The following is a 24,963-nucleotide window of genomic DNA, read 5'->3' on the forward strand; positions in this document are numbered from 1 at the left end:
TGCTAGGCGAGCGGTTCGGGGCTCTCTCGACGGGCTCGCGTCATCTGCTTGGCTCGTTTGCGCGCTTTTTCGGCCATGTCCTTGGGAATGTCGATGGTCGCGTCCATGTCGGCCTGAAGCTGAGTCTGGCTGGCGATCAAACGATGGGTGCCTTCCTCGCAGCCGCAGCGCACTGCCTGGCCGTGCGTCGCCACGGCCACGAGTTCGTCGATGAAGGTCGGATTGCCTTGGGCAATGAAGCCGATCTGCGCGCACAGCTCGCACCAGACCGGATCGCCCATGCGCGCCAGGCGCCGGTCCTCCCATGTGTGCGAGCCTGAGGCCCGCAAAACCACGCCGCCGGTTGTTGTTGAATCGCCCTCTCTGACCACATATGTCATTGCTAACCACTCCAGGGTGCCGATAGGAGTGGCGAAGCCTAGACGCAGAATTCGACGAATTCGGGGCAAAAGAGCGCTTTCAGAACATGCCTACAGCGCTGGCTGTCACGCACTTCGATCGCTGAAGAAACGCCCCTCATATTCCCTGACTGGTCAGCCAGGCCATCAACTGTTGCAACGGCATCGCGCCACTCTGCCGGGCGATTTCACGGCCGTCCTTGAACAGGATAAGACTCGGGATCGAGCGAATTCCAAGCTGTGCTGAAAGCTGCTGATTAGCCTCGCTGTCTAGCTTCGCCAAGCGAACACGACCGCTTAGCTGCGTGGCCGCTTGCTCGAACGTCGGCGCGAACGATTTGCAGGGGCCGCACCATTCCGCCCACACGTCCACCAGCAACGGCAGATCGCCCTTTATCTGGCTGGCGTAATCGCCCTGCGTCAGGTTGAACGGCTTGCTCAGCAAAACCGGCTGCTTGCAGCGCCCGCATTTCGGCTGGTCGGACAGCCGCCCGGCAGGAATGCGATTGAGCCCGTTGCAGTGCGGGCAGGGGATCAGCAGTGATTCGGACATGGGAGAGACCTGAGTAGGATTGATGACTGTTACGTGGAGTCTGGGGGATGGGTTATCAAGCTTTACGGCTGCACCTGTAGCGACGGGATGTCATCAATGGCGGTCGGCATTCACTGATCACCGGAAATGCCAGGTGTGAACTACCCCAGATTTCACCGCTCGTTTAAATACCCACGCCCAATAAAAGCTCAAACCTGAAGACGCAACGAATTCCCCTTTGACCCTTCGTACCAGCCCCCGACTGCGCGGGTCAAGCCACATCCCCGAGCGCTGATTACCCGAAAGCATCCCCCGTTCGCCCAACTGTTCGCCCGGCCTGGCCGTCGCTAGTGTCGACGCGAGGGGCTGACTGACGAACATGCGCGTCGGCCCTTGTCATCTCATAGCCAGGGAGTCGCCCATGATCAGCCAGATCCAGGCCGCGGTTGCAGCGGTTGTCGCGAACAAAAAGCCAGTCGTTGACGCCGCTCTAAACAGTGACCCCAAACCCGTCGACAAGGCGGCTACGACAGCTACCGACAAGGCGACGTTTTCGACACTGGCGGCTCAGCTTAACGAGAGCGCAGCGCGAGCCCAGAAGAGGGACGCGGTGATGACCCACTCCGAGTTGGGGCAGTACGGGCGTAATCGCATCAATGAGTTCTTGATCGAGGGCCGCACAGTCAACAGCGGCACCCGGGCCATGGAAGTGCCCAAGACGAACGACCCTGAATTGCTGGACCGCGCGCGCGAGGCCAGTGCGTTCGTGACCCGGACCCTGGCCGGCGACAAAACCGCCAAGAGCCCGTTCGAGAACCTCTCACGCGAGCAACTGAACCTGATTGCCTTCGACGACAGCGCAAGCTTCACGCTTAACGAGCGGCGCGCGGCCTGGCAGGGCGTGCAGAAGATGGACGAGGACTGGCGCAACGTTGCGATAAACGAGGGCGTGATCGAGCAAGCCCGGACGGGCAAGGCCACCCGGTTCTACAACGACGCCCTGAGCTACCTCAAGTCGCTGCCGGCGATTGAGAGGGCGGTGAGCTATCCCAAAGGAGCGGAAGCCATTCTGGAAGCGCGGATCAAGAGCGACCTGACGCTGCCCAGCCTGCCGGGCGCTTTTGGACGCCAGGCGCCGGACCGCAAGCTGACCCTTTACGACATCCTCGCCGGCATCGTCGACACCACCAAAGACAAGAAAACCGATCCGAATAATATCGTCCACACGAAGAAATTCTCGCCCCGCACTTCTCCGGTGCCGACTACCGCAGCTCAGGAGGTTGAGAAGCCAACGGCTGCGAATGCCAATGCGCAAGTTAAGCAAGCTGGTACCACGTCCAAGAATGAGAAGGCAGCAGGATAAAAGATGCTCCGGCTATTGCGGTTGGTGATGGTCGGATGGGTAGCTAGGCTGGATATTGCACGCACAACGGTAGGGAAATGCACGTCATCACTGAAAAGCGAATATGGGAGGCAAAAAAGAAATGGCCACAATCGGCAACTGCTCTTGACGCTTGGTACCGCTTAGTCAAAGCATCCAGGCTGAACGATTTTAGTGCGATGAGAGCGATGTTGCCCTCGACAGATAAAGTGGGAAGATTTCATGTTTTTGATATCGGCGGGAACAAGATCCGGCTGATTGCGTCGGTTAACTACTCAGCACAGCGGCTGTACATAAAGCATGTGTTCGACCATCGTGAATACGACAAAGGTAAATGGAGGGATGAGCAATGAGCGCGCTCATTAAACAGGCTGCGGAGCACTGGCATCACTTGGCGCCATTACTGACTCGGCCTGAAACGGAAGCTGAATATGATCTGCTTGTCAGCGGGCTCGACGAACTGTTGGAGATCATCGGAGAGGATGAGCAGCACCCTCTGAATCGTCTCGCCATATTGGTCAGCGAAATGATTGAAGCCTATGACCATGAGCATCGGCCCATGCCTATGGCCTCAAGCGCCGAGACGCTGCGTTACCTGATGCACGAGCACAACCTCGGCCAAGGCGACATGCCTGAAGTAGGGACGCAGTCCGTCATTTCCGAAATACTCTCAGGCGAGCGCCAGTTGAGCCTCAAGCAGATCCGCAAGATTTCGGAACGTTTCGGCGTGCCGGTAGAGGTCTTTATCTGACCTCAACTCACCCCCACTCACGACGAACAACTGATCTCCAGATGCTTCCCCCAATCCGGCGGACGCTGTGCATAACTTTCCATTCCGGGCTGTTCGTCGAACGGCTTGCACAGCACGTGATGCAGGCGGCGGACTTCGCTATCGTCGCCCTGTTCGGCCGCTTCGATGGCGCGTTGGGCCAGGTAGTTACGCAGGATGTACAGCGGGTTAACCGCGTGCATGCGCGTGCGGCGATCCTCTTGGCTGGACTCGGGCTCGCGGGCGATGCGGGCTGTGTAGGCGTCGGCCCAGGCGTCGAAGCCAAGCATGTCGACGAAGTCGTCGCGCAACTTTCCTGCCGCGACGTCGGCTGACTCCTCCCCCAGATGGCGGAAAAACAGGGTGTAGTCGACGCCGCTGTTTTGCATCAGCTGGAGCAACCGCGCGATCAAGTCAGCGTCATCGTCTTCAGCCGTTGTCAGCCCCAGCCGTCGGCGCATCAGGTCCAGGTAATGCGCCTGATACAGCGGCAGAAACAGGTCCAGCGCCTCACGCAATGCCTCGACGCTGACGAAGGGTGTCAGCGCCTGGGCAAGCGCGCTGAGGTTCCACTGGCCAATCGGCACCTGGTTGCTGAAGGAGTAGCGGCCTTCGTGATCGGAATGGTTGCAGACGAAATGCTGGTCGAAGTCATCCAGAAACGCGAAGGGGCCGAAGTCGAAGGTGATGCCGAGAATCGACATGTTGTCGGTGTTCATCACGCCATGACAGAAACCATAGGCCTGCCATTTGGCGATCAATTCGGCCTGACGCTCGACGATCACGCGAAACATCGCTAGGTACGGCTCGGGCTGTTCCAGGCATTCGGGGTAGTGCAGGGACAGCACGTGATCGGCCAGTTGCTTCAGCTGTTCCGGCTGTTTGGTGTAGAAGAAATACTCCAGGCTGCCGAAGCGCACGTGGCTTTGCGCCAGTCGCAGCACCATCGCCGCGCGCTCCTGGGTTTCACGCCACACCGGGGTGCTGGAGCCGATCACGCAGGCCGCGCGACTGGTCGGGATGCCCAAGGCATGCAGGGCTTCTGAGGCGAGAAACTCGCGGATCGACGAGCGCAAGACAGCGCGACCATCGCCCATGCGCGAATATGGCGTCTGCCCGGCGCCCTTCAGGTGCAGGTCCCAGTGTTCGCCGGCGTCGTTGTACACCTCACCGAGCAGCAAACCGCGGCCATCACCCAGGCGCGGGTTGTACGAACCGAACTGATGACCGGAGTAAACCATCGCCCGCGGATCGGCTTCGGCCCACAGTTTGTGGCCGCTGAAAATTTCAGCAAAAAGAGGTTGTTCTGCCTGAGCGAGGTCCAGATCGAGCAACGCGAGGACGGCTTCGCTGGCAACCACCAACCGCGGGTCGGCGATGGGCTCGGGCAGCACGGTGGTGGAAAACGCATCGCCCAGACGGGCAAAGCGATTATCGAAGGTCAGCTCGTCGAGGGCTTTCAAGGGATGCCTCCAGCAGAATGTCCGACCATTCTGCTGGGTTTTTACCGGTCAGTCGAGTTTGGCTTCGGGCGGCTCCGGTGCATCTTTTGGCGCCGGGGGCACGGCAGCGGGCGGTGTGATGGTTTTCTGCTCGGACTCGATGGGCACCATCTTGTACTCCTGTCCCTGCATGTTCTTGAGGTAAACCTCCATCTGCCGGAACGAGATATTGATGTGCTGCTTCTTGAATTCCTTGTTGATGAACCGGTTGATTTCGTCGAGCACCGGGTTGCGGTCGCCCAGGTCACGCACGTGCATGCGCAGCTCGTGGTCGAGGGTGCTTTCACCAAAATTGAGGAAGTAGACAATCGGCTCGGGCTCTTTCAAGACCCGTGGATTGTCACGGGCGGCCTTGAGCAGCAGGTTGCGCACCAGATCCAGATCCGAACCGTAATCCACGCCCAGCTTCAGCGTCACGCGGGTGATCGTGTCGGTCAGCGACCAGTTGATCAGTTGCCCGGTGATGAACGTCTTGTTCGGGACAATGATGTCCTTGCGGTCGAAGTCGGTGATGGTGGTCGCGCGGATGCGGATCTTGCTCACCGTACCCGACAGTGCGCCAATGGTGATCGTGTCGCCGATCCGCACCGGGCGTTCGAACAGGATCATGATCCCGGAGATGAAGTTGGCGAAGATCTCCTGCATGCCGAAACCCAGGCCCAGCGATAGCGCCGCCACCAGCCATTGCAGCTTGTCCCAGCTCACGCCGAGGGCCGATAGCGTGGAGACGAAACCCACGCCGACGATGGTGTACGACAGCAACGTGGTGGTCGCGTACGAACTACCTTGTTTGAGGTTGAGCTTCGACAGCACCAGCACTTCCAGCAGGCCCGGCAAGTTGCCGGCCAGCACGAAGGTAATGCCGATGATCACCAGGGCGCCGATCAGGTCGCCGAGGCTGATCGGCACCATGCTGATGTTGGCGCCGGTACCGCTGGTGTACTCGTACAGCGTGATGTTATCGAGGTACGAAAACACCGAAATCAGGTCGGCCCAGACGAAGTAGAGCGCGCCGATGAAGCCGGCAATCAGCGCCAGACGAATCAGCCGCAACGACTGCTGGTTGACCTGCTCGATGTCCAGCGTCGGCTCCTCGATCAGCGTCTCGCCTTCGCCGGCTTCTTTCGCGGCCTGACGTTTGCTCAGTGCGCGCTGGTACGCCAGACGGCGCGCGGCGACGCTCAGCCCGCGTACGAAAGCGGCTTCGATGACCAGCCACAGCATCAGCAGATACAGCGTGTCGATCAGGCGATCACTGAGTTTCAGCGCCGTGTAGTAGTAGCCAAAGCAAACGGCGACGAACAGCGCGACGGGCAGGGCAGTGAAGGCCAGACCGACGGCGCGGCGAAACAGCGAAGCGCTGCGGTGGGTCGGGCTGGTGAGCAACAGGCGCGCGAGCAGCCAGGTCATGAGCGCGTAGCAGGTCAGCACCACCGCGATGCCGATCACGTCGTCGGCCAGTGCTGAGGGTTCGTGCTCGGCTACCGCAACCACCGTCACCAGCGCCAGCACCACCAGACCCAAGCGCCGGATCCAGCCGCGCAGGAATTCAACCTGCGGCTTTTCCCAGCGGAAGTGCAGTTGCGCCACGCCGCCCGGCGCGAGAATCCGGTAAGCGGTGTAGAACACCAGCCAGGCCAGCGCCACTTGCAGCAGTGCCGAACCCAGATTGACGTTCTGCCCGCGGGCGTCGATCTGCAACGCGAACGCGCATACCGCGAGGGTCAGCGACAACGGCATCGCCAGCAACACGTTGATGAAAATCGCCAGCGGCGTCTGCCATTGCCGGTCACGCTTGAAGTGGCCGATGTCGGCGTGCAGGCGATTGAGCTTGTCGTACAGTGCCTTGCGTTTCCACATCAGCGCGCCGATCACCAGGAACAGCGGCAGGAAAATCAGTGGGCGCTGGGTCAGCCCGTCATACAGTTCGCTGACACTGGACGTCCAGGGCAGGGTGGTGACCTGTTTGACGAGTCGTGGCTGGATGCGCTCGAACCACTCCAGGTCCAGCGGCTTGTTACTCGGAATCCAGAACATCTGCTCATCAAGGGTGGCCCGCAGGCTGTTGGCCGTGCTGACCAGCTGCTTTTGATTGAGCTGCAGGGTGATGGATTCGTTGAGCAGCGCACTCAGCTCGCGGTTCAGCCGCTCCAGCAGGTCGCTCCGCGTGGTGGCCAGATCAAGCAACGTCTTGCGCAGTGCGGGTGTGACGTCTTCGGGCTTCTGCGTCGCCAGCAACGTGTCGACGTAAGCGCTCGGGCTGCTCATCTGCTCGCGCTGCTGATTGACCTCGAACTGATACAGGCGAATGTCGGCGATTTCGTCGGCCAGGCCGCTGTCGAGCTTGAGCTTGGGTAAGGATTGCTTCTGTTTGTAGAGGATTTTCGACAGCAGCAGACTGCCGCTCAACACGTTTATCTGCTCGTCCAGCGCCTGATCGGTCTGCGTGATGGCATCCAGCTGGGTCTTGGTCTTGAGATTCTGCTGGGTCAGCTCGTTGAGGCGGTCGGTGCCGCGCAGCAGGTAGTCGGAGAGCTTGAGGTTGGCCGCGCTTTCACTCGCCAGCAGGCTGCTGCCGCCGGCTTTCTGCGCTTCAAGGGACAACTGCGTCACGGTTTCCTGGGACTGGGCGCGACGCTTCTCGTTGATCAGCGTCTGCAGGTCCTGGATTTCCTGATCTTGTCGATTGACCTTTTCCGTGAGCAGGTCGCGCTGGCTGCCGCCCAGGTCCTGCAACTGGCTGTTGCCGGCGAGCTCCTGACGACGCAACGCAATCAACGCGTTCAATGAGGCCTGTTCAGCGTTCAACGCGTTGCGCTGGTCGGCGTTGATGGTTTTGCCGCCGTCTTTGCCCGACTTGAGGATGCCATTGATGGCCTGAATGCGCGTCTGGCTGCTGCTGATCTCGGCCTGGGCGCGCTCGGGCCGGGTTTGCGCGGTGATGGTCAGGCTGTTGGCGTCGTTGAGGGATTTTTGCAGATCAGCCTGCTGGGCGCTGCGTTGGCTCAGCACTTGCTCAAGCTGCGGCACGTCCAGATTGGCGTAGCGCTGGGTGACCGGAATGACTTTGCTGGCCTTTAGCTTGGCCAACTCGCGCTGGTTTTCGGCGGTCTGGCGGGGCGCGTCGGCAAGCTGCTTTTTCAGATCCTCCAGCTTCTGCTGATTGTCCTTCTGGCTGGACAGGAACGTCAGCGTCTGTTCCAGCACCTGCTGCAGCGCTTTCTGGTCGTCAGGGTTCAGTTTGCGGTCGGCGATCTTGTCCAGACTGCGCTGGACGGCCTCGCTGGACAGGGGAGGCGTATCGGCGGCAAGCGCCGGTACGGACGACAGGCAAAGCCCTAGCAGGGCCGAGGCAAAAAAGTTACGCAGCGTGAACATAGACACCGGGTCGAGCGAGCAGAAATGGGGGGCAGTTTAAAGGAACAGCGCGGGCCCCGGGCTGCTTCCTTCGGGGAATCTGACGCCCACTTTGAGGATCTTGTTCCCGTCCATAACCGCGACGGTCCAAATAGTTCCATTCCATTCGATCTGGTCGCCCACGATCGGCGCACCGCGATTCTTCTGAATGATGAACTGACTCAGCGGCATGCCCGGGTCCAGCCCGTCGAGTTTCAGACCGTAAAGTGCCGCGACAGCCCCCAGCTCAGCGTCTCCCTCGAGCACGAAGTCACCGAAGAAGCGCAGATCCAGACCGCGCTGCGGCGCCTGGCTGAACAGCTTGCCGAGGGCGGGAAGGTCATGTTCGTGACCAATGACGCACAGCAGATCGCCGACTTCCAGCACCGTACTACCCGACGGGTGGAGCAGTTGCTGGCCACGAAAAAGGGCTGCGATCCGCGTGCCTTCGGGCATTTTCAGCTCACGCAACGCGGCGCCGATGCACCACTTTTCGGCGCCAAGGCGATACACGAACAGCTCCCACTCGCTGGTGACATGCACTTCCAGCGCTGCGCGGGAAATCGGCGCCGGATCAGGCGGCACCGTCACTTTCAGCCATTTCGCCACCCACGGCAGGCTGGTGCCCTGAACCAGCAGCGACACCAGCACGATGAAGAACGCGAGATTGAAATACAGCTGCGCATGGGGCAGACCGGCCATCAGCGGGAACACCGCCAGAATGATCGGTACCGCGCCGCGCAAGCCCACCCAGGCAATAAAGGCTTTTTCGCGGCCATGGAACACCCGGAAAGGCAGCAGGCCCGCCAGCACAGACAACGGCCGCGCCACCAGAATCATCCACAGCGCCAGGCCCAAGGCTGGCAGCGCGATCGGCAGCAAATCGTGGGGCGTGACCAGCAGGCCCAGCACCAGGAACATGCCGATCTGTGCCAGCCAGGCCATGCCGTCGAGCATATGCAGGATGCCGTGGCGGCTGCGAATAGGCTTGTTGCCCAACACCAGACCGCACAGATACACCGCGAGGAAGCCGCTGCCGTGAATGGCGTTGGTCAGTGCGAAGACCACCAGACCGCCGGCGACCACCAGAATCGGGTACAGGCCGTTGGCCAGATTAATCCGGTTGACCAGCTGTAGCATGATCCAGCCGCCGCCCAGCCCGATGATCCCGCCGATGCCGAACTCCTGAACCAGATGGCCCAGCAGGCTCCAGTGCAGGCCGGTCTGGCCGCTGGACAGCATGTCGATCAGCGTGACCGTGAGAAATACCGCCATCGGGTCGTTGCTGCCGGATTCGATCTCGAGACTGGCGGTCACCCGTTCGTTCAGGCCTTTGCCGCCCAGCAGCGAGAAGACGGCGGCGGCGTCTGTGGAACCGACGATGGCGCCGATCAGCAGCCCTTGAATGATGTTCAGGTCGAACAACCAGGCGGCGACCATGCCGGTCAGCCCCGTGGTGATCAGCACCCCGACTGTCGCCAGGGACAAGGCTGGCCAGAGTGCGACGCGGAAACTCGCCACCCGCGTGCGCAGGCCGCCGTCGAGGAGAATGACTGCCAGCGCGAGATTGCCGACCAGATAGGCCGTCGGGTAGTTATCGAAGATGATGCCGCCGCCATCGACGCCGGCCACCATGCCGACGGCGAGGATGATCACCAGAATGGGAATGCCAAGGCGGGAGGACAGCGAGCTGACCAGAATACTTGCGCCCACCAGCAACGCGCCGATCAGGAACAGGCTGTTGATGGTCGTGGCATCCAAGGGCGGTACTCCAGAAAACGAATTCGAACAAACGAGGGCGCGAACTGACCATGCAGTCCGCGTGCCAAGGGATTTAACCTGTTGAATTGCTTGGCTGTCAAAGCGTAATTCCAGATGGGCAGGCTAATGGCCGTGCAACGGGCCTGTTACTCGCAGGCCGCTGATCACATCCGTTCCCGGATGACAGCAGCAATACATATTTATGCCAGCCCGCGCTGCCAACTCTGATCACCTCTGGCTCCTATTTCAGGAGAAGTGATCATCATGAACGTACAAGCCCACCCATTACCCGAATCGGATGAACGTCAGCTCAAACTGATAGCCAGCCGTTACGTCACCGACTATCCCGATCTCAATGCACTGGCGAGATCCGCTGCCCAGAGCATCATTTTCAGGCACACGGGTAAGCATCTGGACCCCGATCAGGTGTATTGGCATCGGTTCTCCAGCGCCAGCAGCAGTTCGCGCTCTTTTACCGGATGGAAGCACGCTGGCGCTACGATGGAATCCATGACGATGACCGAACTGGTGATTCGTCGTTTCAACGCAAGCGAGCAGCAAGCCCCCGACGAGCTCGCGGTGTATGGCGGTTTCTACACCGACGGTCCGCAGCATGGCTTTTATGACGAACGGAATGAAGTGCGCATGCTCCCGGCAGAGGTGCTCAACGATTTCTGGGCCCTTGATTTCAGTGCGGGCTACCGCCGCAAAATGGACAGGTTCTGGGCGCAGCACGGCGACAACTTCTGCGTGCTTGCCAAGGTTCGCTACCTGGCGTCTGCAGGAGAAGGCCGGAGCAGAAACCAGCTGTCAGCCACGGATTTCGAGATGCTGCGCAGCGTCCTGGCGACCGGGCCGGGGCTTGTAACCCTCGCGCAGCTGCGTGAGCCAATGCCTGTGACGTCAGCGGTGTCGGTGTTTTATCTGGAACTGGGCGCGTTCAAGGCTCGGGACATTCTGCGTATCGTCGATGAAAACGGACGTCAGATCCTGTATGTCTGCGGGGCGCAAACGCCGTTCTACTGCTTCGATACCCACCACCAAATGTACGAGTGGTTGAAGGCGCAGTTCCTGTCCATCAGAACTCGGGCGGTCTTTTGCGCCCGATTTCTGCATTCGGCGAGTGACTGGGAGACGCACCGCGCTGCATTCCAGCGCGATGTGGCTCGGCTGCTGAGCAATGATCACGACGACGCTGGAGTCAATCGCCTCCTCAATCGCGGAACAGAGCCGATCTCGGGTGATCCGTTCGTCTACCTGCGAGATGTCGCCCGTCATGACATGACTGCTGACGCCACCACCCTGCTTACCGATAACAGCGACCTTCGCAAGCAGATCTGGCTCGGCTACTTGAACGCCTTTCTGTCCGTGCTCGGCAATCTGGCGCCGCTGGGCTGGCCGCTGGCGTTGGCTGTGGTGGGCGCGAGCCTGATCAGCACGGGGTTGAATATCGATCAGGCGGTCAACGGTAAAAGCGCCGAACAACGCAGGCGAGGTATTTTGGGCGCCATCGCCAGCGCTATTTATCTGTTCTTGAACCTGCCGCTGCTGACGCGCATGGGGACTGATGTCAGGCCGTCCATGGCGGCACGAAGCCCGTTGGGGCTAGACGCAGGCGCCGATGCGATGCCGGCTCTCCCGGCGACCGATCCGTTGTCGGGCATGAGCGACAACGTCGTCCTCGAATCGCTGGCGCCTGTGTTGGAGGAGGGGCCCTATCAAGGGTCATTCCGGCTGAGCAGTGGCGAAGCATGGGCGGTCATCGAAGGGCGAGCGCATCGTTTGAACTTCGATCAAAGCCTGGACAGCTGGGTCATCATCGATCCCCAGAACCCGTTTGCGTTCCATGGCAGATGCCCGGTCCGCTTCAGTGTGCAAGGCGGCTGGGAACGGCTTCCGATCCCGGGCTTGTCTGGCGGTGCACCCATGGACGCCGGCGCCGTGACGATCAGTCCGCCGCCCACGACGGCCATTGCCAATGTGCAATCGGCGTTCTGGGACCGCTTCATGCAGCTCAACCTTTTCGATGAGCAGCTTTATTCGGAGGCGGCGCTGGCCCGGCAAAAGGCAGTGGTCGAGGTGTTCTGCATGGAGCCCGAAGAAGTTATCGCCACTGATTCCGAGGGTGAAGAGGTGCATTTTGATGAGTGGTGGGCCAAACATCGCGTGTTCAAGACCGCGGACGGTGAATATGTCGGTGCTTCCATCAAGCATTACACCCATGAGGACGATGCGTATAACCGGTACTTGCGAACCGGCGTGGCGACCTATTCCGATCAAGTCGCGATGGTGCAAAGGCTTGCCGAGGACGTCAGCACGCTGGGGTACAACAATGACGTCGCGCTGTATCGAGGAGGCAGTGGGGCGCGTGGTACGTCGGGCGCCTTTTTCCGTAACGGCGACGTCAGCGTGGGCGATGTGCTGGTCAACACCGATATCACCTCATTCAGCGAAAACCCCTATCAGGCGCGCACCTTTGCCAGCAGTCAGGGCGGCGCCCATGCCAGTGCCACGAGTGCGCCGATCCGCTTTGACGACACCAGCGTGGTGTTCGTACTGCCGGAAAAACAGTACTTGAGCGCAACCCCGATCGCACTGTTCTCTGCGAGTCCGGAAGAGGCCGAGGCTATTTTTTTACCCGGCCACTATTTTCAGATCGACAGCATCGAACACGTCATCGGGACGTTCTACCGGTTCATGAAAGTCCAGCTGCGTGAAGTCACCGGGCCAGTCCCGGGCCGAAAATTGCTCGACATGCGGACCGCTGAGCCTTTCAGTCGCCAGGGTTATGCGGCGCGATTGGGAAGTGCCGGGCGGGTGCTGGTTGATCGTTTCTTTCCGATTCAACAACCCTGAACAGTCTGCACATTTCGTAAGCAATAATTATCTATAGCGGCCCTGCGTGCCTGTCGGTGGACTCTACGGACTCACTCACTGACAGGATGTCGGGTTATGAAAGACAGAAAGGATACGACCGCTCTGGAGCGCGGGGCTGACGAGCTTCGGCGAAGTCGCGGCATGTCGCGAGTCTCGGGCTGGCGAGACCAGAGAGGCGAGGACTGGGAAGACAGTGGCTGGAATGAGCCACGTGTGCCGCGCGACGAAAACGGGTGGCCCATCGAGCCGGCGCCCGGGAACGAAGTCGACGCAGACGCTGACGCCATGCTGCTGAGCGACTGGCTCGATCAGCAGCACGTCAGCTACGAATCGCCGCGTGAGTATGCACGCACCCAAGCGCAAGCCTATCTGTTCCAGCATGTGTCCGAAGAGACGGATCCGGACGAACTGCTGATAACCACGCTGTACATCAATCAATGGGAGAAGGAACCGGGCCGGGCAAAGGTTGCTTATTCCATGACCCTGACCGAGGCCTTCATGCGGGACTGGCAGCAAAACGGCAACGGACAGTTCTTCAATCATCTCGGCCACTTGAGTCCTTACAAGGAAGGCGGATATCCGGCGCGCGTCGTTGCGGGGCGCCTGGACCTCGGACCGTGCCGGGCCTATGAGGCGATTTATCGCAAGACGAGCCCCCAGCGCTATGACAGATCGACCCATATGGCGATCAATCCACAGGACTTCAAACGATATGTGTGGGACTTCGATTTGCAGTCCCACTATCAGGACTCGCTCAAGCGCTTCTGGCATCGCCATGGTGATGACTACAACCTGTTGATCAAAGCTGCGCTGTTGAAATCCGCTTTCGTACAGCATCAGGAGGGTTCCCTGAGCGCTGAGGATAAAGAGCTGGTCTTGCGAGCGCTTGGCCTGACGCCGGATCAGACCTGGGACACCTTGACGTTCAGAGCATTCGCCGACGCGCCTTTGCCCCATGATGTGACGATTCGGGAATTGATTCTGTATCGGTACGTCGCCACTGACATCATCGTCATCAGAGACGAACACACCGACAGGCTGGTGATGTACGTCCCTGGCAACTCGTCGCCCCTTCACGCCTTCCAGCATCTTTCCGAATTACGAAGCTGGATTGCGCTGCAGTGCCAGGGGCCACGTCGAAGGAAGGCCCTTGAAGGGCATTTCAAGGTGGAAGACGTCGCCGACGGTTTCACCTACACCGGACTTCACCAGACCCTGGCAGGACTCGCAGCGTTTCCGCACAAACTTGATGTGAAAACGGGGCATTGGGACCCGGCGAAGATCATCCATCTCGGCGATGCCCTTTCGCCCTGGCCTTTTTCCCACTTCAAATACAACGTGCAGAGCCGACTTGAATCCGACGGCAATCAACTGATCCGTAGCCAGGCGGATTACAACAAAGAGATATCGGCTGAGGTGTTGTACTGGGCCGTAACCGTGACCGGTGTTGTCGCGATGGCGGTGCCGGCGCTCTGGATTCCACTGGCCGCAATGTCCGTGGCGCTGGTCGGGCTTGGCATCGATGAGGTCATTGAAGGCAGGACCCTTGAAGAGCGGCAAGACGGCGTGGACCGCATTGTGTTCGGCGTTCTGAATGCGGCACCCGCTGTCATCGGCGGAGCAGCGGCTTCGAGCAGGCTGGCGGCGGCTGCCACCCGTGTGGCGGAAGAGACGGCCTCTGATGCTGTGGATGAAATCGGGCAAATGATTGCTGATCGAAGTCCCGAGGAAAAGGCGGTGGCTGTTCAGCAGCAACAACGAGCGCAGGCTGAAAGTATTGAAGAGGAACTGGCGCAGGCGAGCGAGTCGGCGAGTGATCGCCAGGCACGGCTGAGTCAGGAAGTGCAGGATCGCATCGCGCTCAAAGCCCACCGCACTAATACGTACGACAGCATCAAAGCGTTTGGCGTGGAGCCGGAGGGTTTGCGTTCGCTGCAGCCGGCCCTGAGAGCGTCACTGGCCCGCTTCGAATACGGGGCCGCGCTGGGTGACATCCCTGGCGCCTGGCAAGTGGACGACCTTGGAGCCGTCTATAAAGTCGAGCATCCCGCCCCCGGCGAGACAGCTTACTTCGCCCGTGTGCACGCGAAGGTGTATCCAGTGGAGCCCGTCGAGAAGGTCGGGCAGTACCGCATCTTCTCGGCGGAGGATCCGCAGGTGAAGGGGCCCTACGTTAAACCCGCGAGCGGTTTCTATTCCGACATTGACCTGCGTCCCGGCCTGCGCGGCGGCGCCAGTTTCATTGAGGAATCGCCCCAGACGGCACTGCCGGGCGAACGGGGTGAAATCACACTCACGCGCGCCCAGCCACCCGTGACGGTCGAGATCCCCATGGACGGCATCGAAATGAGGTGGGTAGAGAACGAGGAAGGAAAGCAGGTACTTCGATATTTCGCCAACAACGTTCCTGAGGGGACCAAGGTCGCTTACAACGCTGAGATAGCCTGCTGGGAATCGAGTAACGAGCGGTTTCTCTGGCTGGACAATAAGGGCCGCTGGCGCACAGGGACCGAGACGGATTATCTGAGGGTCAGGGATAACTTGAGGGCAGGGGTGCGTGACGTGTTTTACACCTTCCGGCGCCTGCCGGGTGTTCCTGCCAATGCAGAGCCGGTCGAGCAGGTGGTGCACCAGGTCTGGCTGGGCCGGCGGTTGCCGAGTGAATCGCTCATCGAAAACATCAAATCCAACATGCGAATCAGTCCCGATCTCAAGTTCACGATGCATGTGGATATTGACGACACGGCAGCGTCTGACGGTCTGTACCCCCCCGCGCAATTGCAGAATGCGTTCGCCGACTTTCCCAACATGACCATTTCCAGGCTGCAGGATGAGCCCTTCTTCGAGGGCTTCATGAACGACCCGCACACCTCGACAGCGTTTTCCTGCTTTCGCCGAGGAGAATTGGAAAACTTTGCCGCAGCCTCGGATATCTTGAGGTACCGATTGATCAGGGAGTACGGCGGCATCTACATGGACTGCGACGACGTCATCGGTCGCTCATTCTCGGGAGCCGAGCTGCTGGCGGGACCCCATGACGTGCTGGTGGGCGGCACACTGGAAAGCCCGACTTTGTCGTTCAGAGGCCCCGGTAACAGTCATTTCGCCAGCCGCCCCGGCAATCCCGTGTTCAGGGAAATGGAGCGGGAAATTCATACCCGGTTCACCAGACAATACGCCGCCCTTGAAGCGTTGACGTCTTCCCGACATCAATCCAAGGCGGCGATGACCGCCTACATGACGCAGATCTCGGAAGTCACGGGGCCCAGGTTGTTTCTGGATGTACTCAAAGAAACCCGGCCGGATTATGCCGACCTGCTCGACGACGGGTTCAAAATGGATACCAATGTCTACGCGTCCGAATACTACAAACGCTTGAATCGGGTAAAAGAGTTTTATCGCCCGTTTGCTTCACGGTTCAGAATCTTTCCGGGCGCCGAAAACTCCTGGAAGGCACCAGGGGCTTGAATCAACGCTTAGCGCGAGCGAGTCGCTGCGGCTGTCATGTGGCGGGCTTAAAACCAGCCCGCCTGCATCGACAGACAAGCGTCATCCCGGCGCTCAAGAATCGCCAGCTCATGATGGCAACCCGGTACTTCCCACGTCAGGAAGTATCGGGCGGCCTGCAACTTGCCCTTGTAGAAGTCGGTGTCGGCTTCGTTGTTCTTCTCTAACCCCTCCTGCGCACGAATCGCCTGTTCCAGCCAGCGCCAGCCAATCACCGCGTGCCCGAACGCCTTCATGTACAGCGCCGAGTTGGCCAGCGTCCCGTTGACCTTGCCCTCGCTCAGATCGGTCAGTAGGCCGAGGGTCACCGCTTGCAGGCGAGCGACCAGTTGCTCCAGCGGTTGGCGCAATACCGTCAGCGATTCATGGGTCTGGGCCCGCTCGCAGGTGCCGGCGATCAGACGAATCAGTTGCTTGAGCCCGGCGCCTCCGTTTTGCGCCAGCTTGCGCCCCAGCAGATCCAGGGACTGAATGCCGTGGGTGCCTTCATGAATCGGGTTCAGGCGGTTGTCGCGGTAGTACTGCTCCACCGGGTAATCGCGCGTATAGCCATGGCCGCCGAGGATCTGGATCGCGAGTTCATTGGCCTTCAGGCAGAACTCCGAAGGCCAGGATTTGACGATGGGCGTCAGCAGGTCAAGCAGCTCGTGGGCGTGTTTGCGCACGTCCTCGCTGTCGCCCGTCTGCGTGTCGTCGAACAGCCGAGCGGCGTAAAGGCCCAGGTCGAACGAACCCTCGACGTAGGCTTTTTGCGTCAGCAGCATGCGTTTCACGTCGGCGTGCTGAATGATGGATACCGGCGCCCCGTCCGGTGACTTGCTGTCAGGCAGTCGGCCTTGCGGACGTTCGCGGGCGTATTCCAGCGAGTACAGGTAACCGGCATAACCCAGCATCACCGCGCCCATGCCGACGCCGATGCGTGCCTCGTTCATCATCTGAAACATGCAGCTCAGGCCCTGATGCGGCTTGCCCACGAGATAGCTGACGCAGTTGCCGTTGTCCCCGAAGTTCAGCGCCGTGGAGGTGGTGCCGCGCCAGCCCATCTTGTGAAACAGCCCGGCCAGAATGACGTCGTTGCGCTCACCGAGACTGCCGTCGTCGTTAACCAGAAACTTCGGGACGATGAACAGGGAAATGCCTTTCACCCCCGCGGGTGCGTCGGGCAGTTTGGCGAGGACCAGATGGATGATGTTTTCGGACAGTGGGTGATCGCCGCCCGAGATAAAAATCTTGTTGCCGCGCAGGCGATAGCTGCCGTCTTCCGCAGGCTCGGCGCGTGTGCGGATGTCCGACAGCGACGATCCGGCGTGGGGTTCGGTCAGGGCCATGGTGCCGAAAAAGCGGCCCTCGATCATCGGTTGCAGAAAGCGCCGCTTTTGCTCGTCGGTGCCGAAGTTTTCAATGAGATTCGCCGCGCCCATGGTCAGGAAGGGGTACGACGCCGTCGCGGCATTGGCGGACTGGAAATGGGCAAAGCAGGCCTGAGACAGCAGGGTCGGCAGTTGCATGCCACCGGCGTCGAAGTCCCGGGCGGCGTTCAGAAACCCAGCCTCGAGAAAGGCGTCCACGGCGGGTTTCACTTCCGGAATCAGCACCGCTGCACCGTTCTCGTAGCGCGGCTCGTTCTCGTCGTTTTTGCGGTTGTGGGGCGCGAAGTATTTCTCCGCGATGTTGCGCGCCGTGCTGATCGCTGCATCGAAGGTTTCCCGGCTGTGCTCGGCAAAACGCTCGCGCCGAGTCAGCGCCTCGGCGTCCAGCACTTCATACAGCTCGAAAGCCAGATTGCGGGAACTGAGCAGCGTCTCGGACATGGCGGCGTACCTTTCTTGGGAATGCCGTCGAGTCTAGGGGCGAGGAGAAGGGGTGAACAGGATGATTGATGCGGGTGATGGGGCGCTCAAACGGCCACCAAACGGCAAGAATGCATCGGCGCCATCGCAAAACGGATGGCGCCCGCACTGGCTTCTTCCCGGCTGAAGCCGATTCCACTGAATAGCGCGTGCACTGAGTGGGACCGTCTTTGACCGCGAAGACATCTAGCCGATGGTCATGAGGCTCGCATTACCGCCCGCTGCCGCGGTGTTGACGCTCAGCGCACGCTCGATCACCAGACGCTCCAGCGCAATGTTGGTTTCGCCTTTGGAAAGCCCGTGAACGCCGATGATCGCGCCGCTGCGTTGAGCGACCTGTTCGCAGATGGCGCGCAGTTGATCGGAATCGCCATGGTGCAATACCGCGTCAATGGCGACCGCGTCCTTGTTCCAGTCGGCAACCAGCTTGATGCGGGACTGCACATCCTTCGGCAGACGATTGTGCAGCGACTTGGCCGGTTCAACGTCCGGCACGATTGCCATACTGCCCACCGCCATCACTGCGGCCAGTTGCGCCAGCAGATCCGTCTCATCTTCGGCCAGACACAGCACGTGCTCACGCGGCAGGATGCTGTAGCTGTTGCGCTCGCCGGTCGGGCCCATGAGCGTGCGGGTCACGCCGCTTTGGGATTGCTCGGCGAACTGGCTGCATAACACCTCCAGATCGCTGAGTTGTTGGCTGCTTGCCCAGGCCTTGAGCGCATGCAGCGGCTTGAGCATCGCCTCCTGCATGCGGATATCCGGCGCCTGTTGCGCATCGCGGGCGGCGAAGGATTTCTGCACGGCATCGGCGGGACGCGTCGACAGCAAACGGTAGAGATACAGCGGGCCACCGGCTTTCGGGCCGGTGCCCGACAAACCTTCGCCACCAAACGGTTGCACACCCACTACGGCGCCGACGATGTTGCGGTTGACGTACATGTTCCCGGCGTTGACGTTGTCGATCACCTTGGCGATGGTCTCGTCGATGCGCGTGTGTACGCCCAATGTCAGGCCATAACCGGAGGCGTTGATCTGCGCGATCAGTTGATCCAGCTCACGACGCTTGTAGCGCACGACGTGCAGGACCGGGCCGAAGATTTCCCGTTGCAGTTCATCGAAGCTGTCCAGCTCAATCAGCGTCGGCATCACGTAGGTGCCGCGCTTGATCTCGTCGCTGTCGGCAATGGCGACCTGATACACATTACGGCCTTTGTCGCGCATGGCCTGAATGTGTTTCTCGATGCCGGCCTTGGCTTCCTGATCGATCACCGGCCCGATGTCCACCGACAGGCGCTCCGGGTTGCCGAGGCGGCTTTCGGCCATTGCGCCTTTAAGCATCTCGATGACGCGGTCCGCTGAATCTTCCTGCAAGCACAGCACACGCAGTGCGGAGCAGCGTTGGCCGGCGCTGTCGAACGCCGAGGACACCACGTCGATGACCACTTGTTCGGTCAGCGCCGAGGAGTCGACGATCATTGCGTTCTGGCCACCGGTTTCAGCGATCAGGGGAATCGGCCGGCCCTGAGCATCGAGACGGCCGGCGACATTGCGTTGCAGCAAGCGAGCGACTTCAGTGGAACCGGTGAACATGACACCCTTGACGCGATCATCGCCCACCAGCCGCGCGCCGACGGTTTCACCGCGGCCCGGCAGCAGTTGCACCACGCCTTCGGGAATACCGGCTTCGAGCAAAATGCGGACGGCCTGCGCGGCGATCAGCGGTGTCTGTTCCGCAGGTTTGGCGAGGACCGGGTTACCGGCCGCCAGGGCTGCCGCCACCTGACCGCTGAAAATCGCCAGCGGGAAGTTCCACGGGCTGATGCACACCACAGGGCCCAACGGGCGGTGAGCGTCGTTGCTGAAATCGTTGCGTGCCTGCACCGCGTAGTAGCGCAGGAAATCCACAGCCTCCCGCACTTCGGCGATGGCGTTGGCGAACGTCTTGCCGGCTTCGCGAGCCAGCAAGCCCATCAGCGGTTGTATTTCGGCTTCCATCAGGTCCGCGGCGCGCTCAAGGATTGCGGCACGTTCGGCCGGCGGCGTCGCCTGCCAGATCGGTCCGGCGCTGAGTGCGCTGAGCAGGGCGTTATCGACGTCTTCCAGGCTGGCTTCCTGTACATGGCCAACGACGTCACGCAAATCGGACGGGTTCAGGACCGGCGTTTCAGTGCCAGCGCTGACCGGGCTGCCCAGCATCGGGCCCGCCTTCCAGTCGTTGTGCGCCGTGGCGAGCAGGGCAGAAGACAGCGATGCCAAACGATGTTCGTTGGCCATGTCGATGCCGGCGGAGTTGGCGCGCTCGCTGCCGTACAGGTCGCGCGGCAGCGGAATGCGTGGATGCGGCAGGCCGAACCCGCCTTCCTGGGTGGCCATGCGCTCGATGCTGGAAACGGGATCGGCAACCAGTTCCTGAATGGATATCGACTGGTCAGCAATGCGGTTGACGAAGGAGGTGTTGGCGCCGTTTTCCAGCAGTCGACGCACCAGATACGCCAGCAGCGTTTCATGGGTGCCGACCGGTGCGTACACGCGGCACGGTCGGTTCAGCTTGCCATCGGCGACTTTGCCGACGACCTGTTCATACAAGGGTTCGCCCATGCCGTGCAGGCACTGGAACTCGTACTGACCGGGGTAATAGTTCTGACCGGCGATGTGGTAAATGGCCGACAGCGTATGGGCGTTGTGGGTCGCGAACTGCGGGTAGATGACTTCCGGCACCGAGAGCAGTTTGCGGGCGCAGGCGATGTAGGAAACGTCGGTGTAAACCTTGCGCGTGTAGACCGGGTAGCCTTCCAGGCCCTCGACCTGGGCGCGCTTGATTTCACTGTCCCAGTACGCGCCTTTCACCAGACGGATCATCAGGCGATGGCGGCTTCGGCGGGCCAGATCGATGACGTAATCGATCACGTAAGGGCAGCGCTTCTGATACGCCTGGATCACGAAACCGATGCCGTTCCAGCCGGTCAGTTGCGGCTCGAAGCACAGGCGTTCGAGCAGGTCCAGCGACAGCTCCAGGCGATCGGCTTCTTCGGCGTCGATGTTCAGGCCGATGTCGTATTGCTTGGCCAGCAAGGTCAGCGACAGCAGGCGCGGGTACAACTCGTCCATCACGCGCTCGTACTGCGCCCGGCTGTAACGCGGGTGCAGCGCGGACAATTTGATGGAGATGCCAGGGCCTTCATAGATGCCGCGACCGTGGGAGGCTTTGCCGATCGAGTGGATGGCTTGCTCGTAGGACGCCAGGTATTTCTGCGCGTCATGCTCGGTCAGGGCCGCTTCGCCGAGCATGTCGTAGGAGTAACGGAAGCCTTTAGCCTCGAACTTGCTGGCGTTGGCCAGAGCTTCGGCGATGGTCTCGCCGGTGACGAACTGCTCGCCCATCAGGCGCATGGCCATGTCGACGCCCTTGCGGATCATCGGCTCGCCGGACTTGCCGATGATACGGCTCAGCGAGGAGGTCAGGCCCGCCTCGTTGTGGGTGCTGACCAGTTTGCCGGTCAGTAACAGGCCCCAGGTGGCGGCGTTGACGAACAGCGACGGGCTGTTGCCGAGATGCGGGTGCCAGTTGCCGGTGCTGATCTTGTCGCGGATCAATGCGTCGCGGGTGCCTTTGTCAGGAATGCGCAGCAGGGCTTCGGCCAGGCACATCAGCGCCACGCCTTCCTGCGATGACAGCGAGAATTCCTGCAGCAGGCCCTGGACGATACCGGCGCGGCCACCGGCGCTCTTCTGGTTGCGCAGCTTTTCAGCGATCGACGCCGCCAGCTTGTGGGTTGCATCGGCCATTGGCGCAGGCAGGCGCGCCTGCTCGATGAGCATCGGCACCACTTCAGGCTCGGGACGGCGGTAGGCGGAGGTGATGGCGGCGCGCAAAACAGACTGGGGAAGGATGCTTTCGGCGAATTCGAGGAACGCCTGGTGGGCGTTGTCGGCGGGCAGATCACCCTGATCATCGGCGTCTTTGCCACCCTGACCACTGAGTTCATTCAGGGTCGCACCGCCCTCGAGCTTCTCCAGATAATTGAAGATCGCCTGCTTGATCAGCCAGTGGGGCGTCCGGTCGATGGACTGCGCCGCCGCTTTCAATCGCTCGCGGGTGGGGTCGTCGAGTTTGACACCGAGGGTGGTGGTGGCCATTTCTTATCCTCATGACAGCCACGGTCATGTGGCTTAGCTGCGGCAAGATTAGCCGCGGGATCGAAAAGGTGCAACCGGGTGCAACCCCTTTTTTCAAAGTGTTTCCAAAGTGCCCTGTATTGAGTCGAGCTGGCCTGGCCTCGCCCGGTTCGGGTGCCTGCTTGGCCAAGGCTCTAGCTGGCTGTTGCCCTGCAAATACGGGGTATATGGCACTTTGATCTAAATTGTAAAAAAGCCATGGAATGGCGTTTTTCGGGTTGCACCTGCGTCAGAGTGTCCTCTAGGATGCGCCGCTTTGGTGCATTCCAGCGGTGTGCAGCGGCGAGGTTCTCGCCAGCCCGCGACACACGCGAGCGGCCAATCGCGAACCTGATGCCTCAGGAGGACTTCGCTCTGCTCGCGCCTATAAAAACAACGCCGGAACCTAACCGATGAGTGTCAGCAACCCTACCTTGATCACTTTCGTGATCTACATCGCCGCGATGGTCCTCATAGGACTCATGGCCTACCGTTCCACCAATAATCTCTCGGACTATATCCTCGGCGGGCGCAGCCTCGGCAGTGTGGTCACGGCGCTTTCGGCCGGTGCATCGGACATGAGCGGCTGGTTGCTCATGGGGTTGCCGGGCGCGATCTACATGTCCGGTCTCTCGGAAGGCTGGATCGCCATCGGGCTAATCGTCGGCGCCTACCTGAACTGGCTGTTCGTTGCCGGTCGCCTGCGGGTACAGACCGAGCACAACGGCGATGCGCTGACCCTGCCGGATTACTTCTCCAGCCGCTTTGAAGACAACAGCGGTCTGCTGCGGGTGATTTCCGCCATCGTGATTCTGGTGTTCTTCACGATCTACTGCGCTTCCGGCATCGTCGCTGGCGCGCGGCTGTTCGAGAGCACCTTCGGCATGTCCTACGAAACCGCGTTGTGGGCAGGCGCTGCGGCGACGATTGCCTACACCTTCATCGGCGGCTTCCTGGCAGTCAGCTGGACAGACACCGTACAAGCGACCCTGATGATCTTCGCGCTGATCCTTACGCCCATCATCGTGCTGCTGGCGACCGGTGGCATCGACACCACGTTCATGGCCATCGAAGCTCAGGACCCGAGCAACTTCGACATGCTCAAGAACACCACTTTCATCGGCGTCATTTCGCTGATGGGCTGGGGTCTGGGCTACTTCGGTCAGCCGCACATCCTGGCGCGCTTCATGGCCGCTGACTCGGTCAGGTCGATCGCCAAGGCCCGTCGCATTTCCATGACCTGGATGATCCTCTGCCTGGGCGGCACCGTCGCGGTGGGCTTCTTCGGCATCGCCTACTTTTCGGCGCACCCGGAGGTGGCCGGTCCGGTGACTGAAAACCACGAGCGCGTCTTCATCGAGCTGGCCAAGATCCTGTTCAATCCGTGGATTGCTGGCGTTCTGCTTTCGGCCATTCTTGCGGCGGTGATGAGCACGCTGAGCTGCCAGTTGCTGGTCTGTTCGAGTGCGCTGACCGAAGACTTCTACAAAGCGTTTTTGCGCAAAAGCGCGTCGCAGGTTGAGCTGGTGTGGGTCGGCCGGGCCATGGTGCTGTTGGTGGCGCTGATTGCGATCGCCCTGGCGGCGAACCCGGAGAACCGCGTGCTGGGTCTGGTCAGCTATGCCTGGGCAGGCTTTGGCGCCGCGTTCGGGCCGGTGGTGCTGATCTCGGTGATCTGGAAGGGCATGACCCGCAACGGCGCACTGGCGGGGATTCTGGTCGGCGCGATCACGGTCGTGGTGTGGAAGCATTTCGAACTGCTGGGCCTGTACGAGATCATCCCCGGCTTCATCTTCGCCAGCATCGCCATCGTGCTGTTCAGCGTAATCGGCAAAGGCCCTACGCCGGGCATGCTGACGCGCTTTGAGGCAGCGGAAAAAGAATACAGGGCGGCATAAGGGCTGCCTGTTCAAGAGCCCGAGCGACACTGGCGCTCGGGCTCTCTCGCGCGCGCATCAGCTCTTGTTGTGGTCGGCGTCCAGGTTGAAGAACATGGTCTTGCCGCCTTCGCTGGTGTAGCCCGTGTTGTCCTGGGTGTAGACACCGGCCTTGAAGTACAGCTGCTGTTTGCTCCAGGTGGCGCTGATCCGGTCGTTCCAGGCCATGCCGTGGGCGGTCACGCTGAGCAACCCGGCTTTATTGAGGTGGATGACGTAATTGAACGTCTCGTTCAGGCTCACGTTTTCCGCCACCGTGATCACGCGCGCTTTCTTATCGGTGGGGTGGTAGCGGACCTTGGCGACGATGTTGCCCATGTGCGTCGCTTCCAGGTACTGATATTCGAGCTTCAACAGCGGCTGCGTGCTGTCGTAGACGTGGATCTGACCGATGACGACCCTGCCTGAAGATGGCACCTGGAGAACCTTGAGCTTGGCATTCAGATAATTGTCGGCGTCCTGGTAGTACCAGTTGTGCAGCGTGCCGTTGGACCAGGTCTCGCGCAACTCGGTACGCGGGTAGATCGCGTTGGCGGTCTTGCTTCCGGTAACCGGAGCCCAGAATGTGATGTTCGATGAGCCGGACTTGAAGTATTTGCCGTCGTAACCTTGAAGCAGTTGTTGTGTCTCGATGGTGGCGGGGGGCGAGCCCACTGGAATGCTCAGATTCCACGTTCCCAAATCAATCATGTCTAGTCGTCCGATATGTCTCATTGCCAGCAAAGTTGCGGGCGAAAGGGGGTTGGGGGCGGCTTTTTATACGGTTCCACGGCGCATTTGTTAACGCGAATCTGTCGGATGGTTGACGTCAAAGTGCCGCTATCTTTGCTGCAGCTCAGGGTGTTCCTGACATTGAGCGCCGTTACCGTTAGTCGGTTGGATGGCACTTTTCGAA

14 protein-coding genes are annotated in these 24,963 nt (G+C 60.6%); 6 read left to right on the plus strand and 8 right to left on the minus strand.

Features of this window, described 5'->3' with window-relative positions; translation table 11 throughout:
• Positions 1-2: 2 nt before the first annotated feature.
• Together AC07VF_RS10610 and trxC are read right to left on the minus strand one after the other, a co-directional pair.
• Positions 3-380, minus strand: coding sequence for a PAAR domain-containing protein (locus tag AC07VF_RS10610; protein WP_192171179.1), 378 nt, complete (start codon positions 378-380; stop codon positions 3-5).
• A gap of 136 nt (positions 381-516) precedes the next feature.
• Positions 517-951, minus strand: coding sequence for a thioredoxin TrxC (trxC, locus tag AC07VF_RS10615; protein WP_423570950.1), 435 nt, complete (start codon positions 949-951; stop codon positions 517-519).
• Between the two features lie 400 nt (positions 952-1,351).
• Here trxC and AC07VF_RS10620 point away from each other — a divergent pair, with 400 nt between their 5' ends.
• The 3 genes from AC07VF_RS10620 to AC07VF_RS10630 all read left to right on the plus strand — a co-directional run bounded on the left by AC07VF_RS10620 (position 1,352) and on the right by AC07VF_RS10630 (position 3,062).
• Entirely contained in the window at positions 1,352-2,293 is a 942-nt protein-coding gene (locus AC07VF_RS10620; protein ID WP_495008570.1) for a hypothetical protein, read from the plus strand.
• Positions 2,294-2,370: 77 nt separating this feature from the next.
• Complete coding sequence (locus AC07VF_RS10625; protein ID WP_192171176.1) at positions 2,371-2,664, plus strand: type II toxin-antitoxin system HigB family toxin; 294 nt, start codon at positions 2,371-2,373, stop codon at positions 2,662-2,664.
• Entirely contained in the window at positions 2,661-3,062 is a 402-nt protein-coding gene (locus AC07VF_RS10630; protein WP_192171175.1) for a helix-turn-helix domain-containing protein, read from the plus strand. Before AC07VF_RS10625 ends, AC07VF_RS10630 begins: the two co-directional genes overlap by 4 nt.
• A gap of 17 nt (positions 3,063-3,079) precedes the next feature.
• On the opposite strand, the gene selO is transcribed toward AC07VF_RS10630, so the two are convergent.
• Genes selO through AC07VF_RS10645 form a run of 3 tightly spaced genes read right to left on the minus strand, consistent with a single transcriptional unit; the run spans position 3,080 to position 9,739 of the window.
• Complete coding sequence (gene selO, locus AC07VF_RS10635; protein WP_495008569.1) at positions 3,080-4,543, minus strand: protein adenylyltransferase SelO; 1,464 nt, start codon at positions 4,541-4,543, stop codon at positions 3,080-3,082.
• Positions 4,544-4,591: 48 nt separating this feature from the next.
• Positions 4,592-7,960, minus strand: a complete 3,369-nt coding sequence (mscK, locus tag AC07VF_RS10640) for a mechanosensitive channel MscK (RefSeq protein WP_495008568.1) — start codon at positions 7,958-7,960, stop codon at positions 4,592-4,594.
• Positions 7,961-7,996: 36 nt separating this feature from the next.
• Entirely contained in the window at positions 7,997-9,739 is a 1,743-nt protein-coding gene (locus tag AC07VF_RS10645; protein WP_192171172.1) for a potassium/proton antiporter, read from the minus strand.
• 264 nt (positions 9,740-10,003) lie between these two features.
• Here AC07VF_RS10645 and AC07VF_RS10650 point away from each other — a divergent pair, with 264 nt between their 5' ends.
• Both AC07VF_RS10650 and AC07VF_RS10655 read left to right on the plus strand, forming a co-directional pair.
• Positions 10,004-12,595, plus strand: a complete 2,592-nt coding sequence (locus tag AC07VF_RS10650) for a dermonecrotic toxin domain-containing protein (protein ID WP_495008567.1) — start codon at positions 10,004-10,006, stop codon at positions 12,593-12,595.
• 96 nt (positions 12,596-12,691) lie between these two features.
• Complete coding sequence (locus tag AC07VF_RS10655; RefSeq protein WP_495008566.1) at positions 12,692-16,084, plus strand: dermonecrotic toxin domain-containing protein; 3,393 nt, start codon at positions 12,692-12,694, stop codon at positions 16,082-16,084.
• Positions 16,085-16,131: 47 nt separating this feature from the next.
• On the opposite strand, the gene AC07VF_RS10660 is transcribed toward AC07VF_RS10655, so the two are convergent.
• Positions 16,132-17,934 carry an acyl-CoA dehydrogenase gene (locus AC07VF_RS10660; RefSeq protein ID WP_495008565.1) on the minus strand — a complete coding sequence of 601 codons (1,803 nt, stop codon included), beginning with the start codon at positions 17,932-17,934 and terminating at the stop codon, positions 16,132-16,134.
• Positions 17,935-18,159: 225 nt separating this feature from the next.
• The gene (putA, locus tag AC07VF_RS10665; RefSeq protein WP_495008564.1) at positions 18,160-22,113 is read right to left on the minus strand and encodes a trifunctional transcriptional regulator/proline dehydrogenase/L-glutamate gamma-semialdehyde dehydrogenase; all 3,954 of its coding nucleotides are present in this window, start codon (positions 22,111-22,113) and stop codon (positions 18,160-18,162) included.
• 431 nt (positions 22,114-22,544) lie between these two features.
• Between putA and putP the strand changes: the two genes are divergently transcribed.
• The gene (putP, locus tag AC07VF_RS10670; RefSeq protein ID WP_346626884.1) at positions 22,545-24,029 is read left to right on the plus strand and encodes a sodium/proline symporter PutP; all 1,485 of its coding nucleotides are present in this window, start codon (positions 22,545-22,547) and stop codon (positions 24,027-24,029) included.
• A 57-nt stretch (positions 24,030-24,086) separates the two neighbouring features.
• Here putP and AC07VF_RS10675 read toward each other — a convergent pair whose 3' ends face one another.
• Positions 24,087-24,758, minus strand: coding sequence for a polysaccharide lyase family 7 protein (locus AC07VF_RS10675; RefSeq protein ID WP_192171166.1), 672 nt, complete (start codon positions 24,756-24,758; stop codon positions 24,087-24,089).
• Positions 24,759-24,963 lie beyond the last annotated feature (205 nt).

It is taken from the genome of Pseudomonas sp. GW821-FHT02H06 (assembly GCF_059421525.1).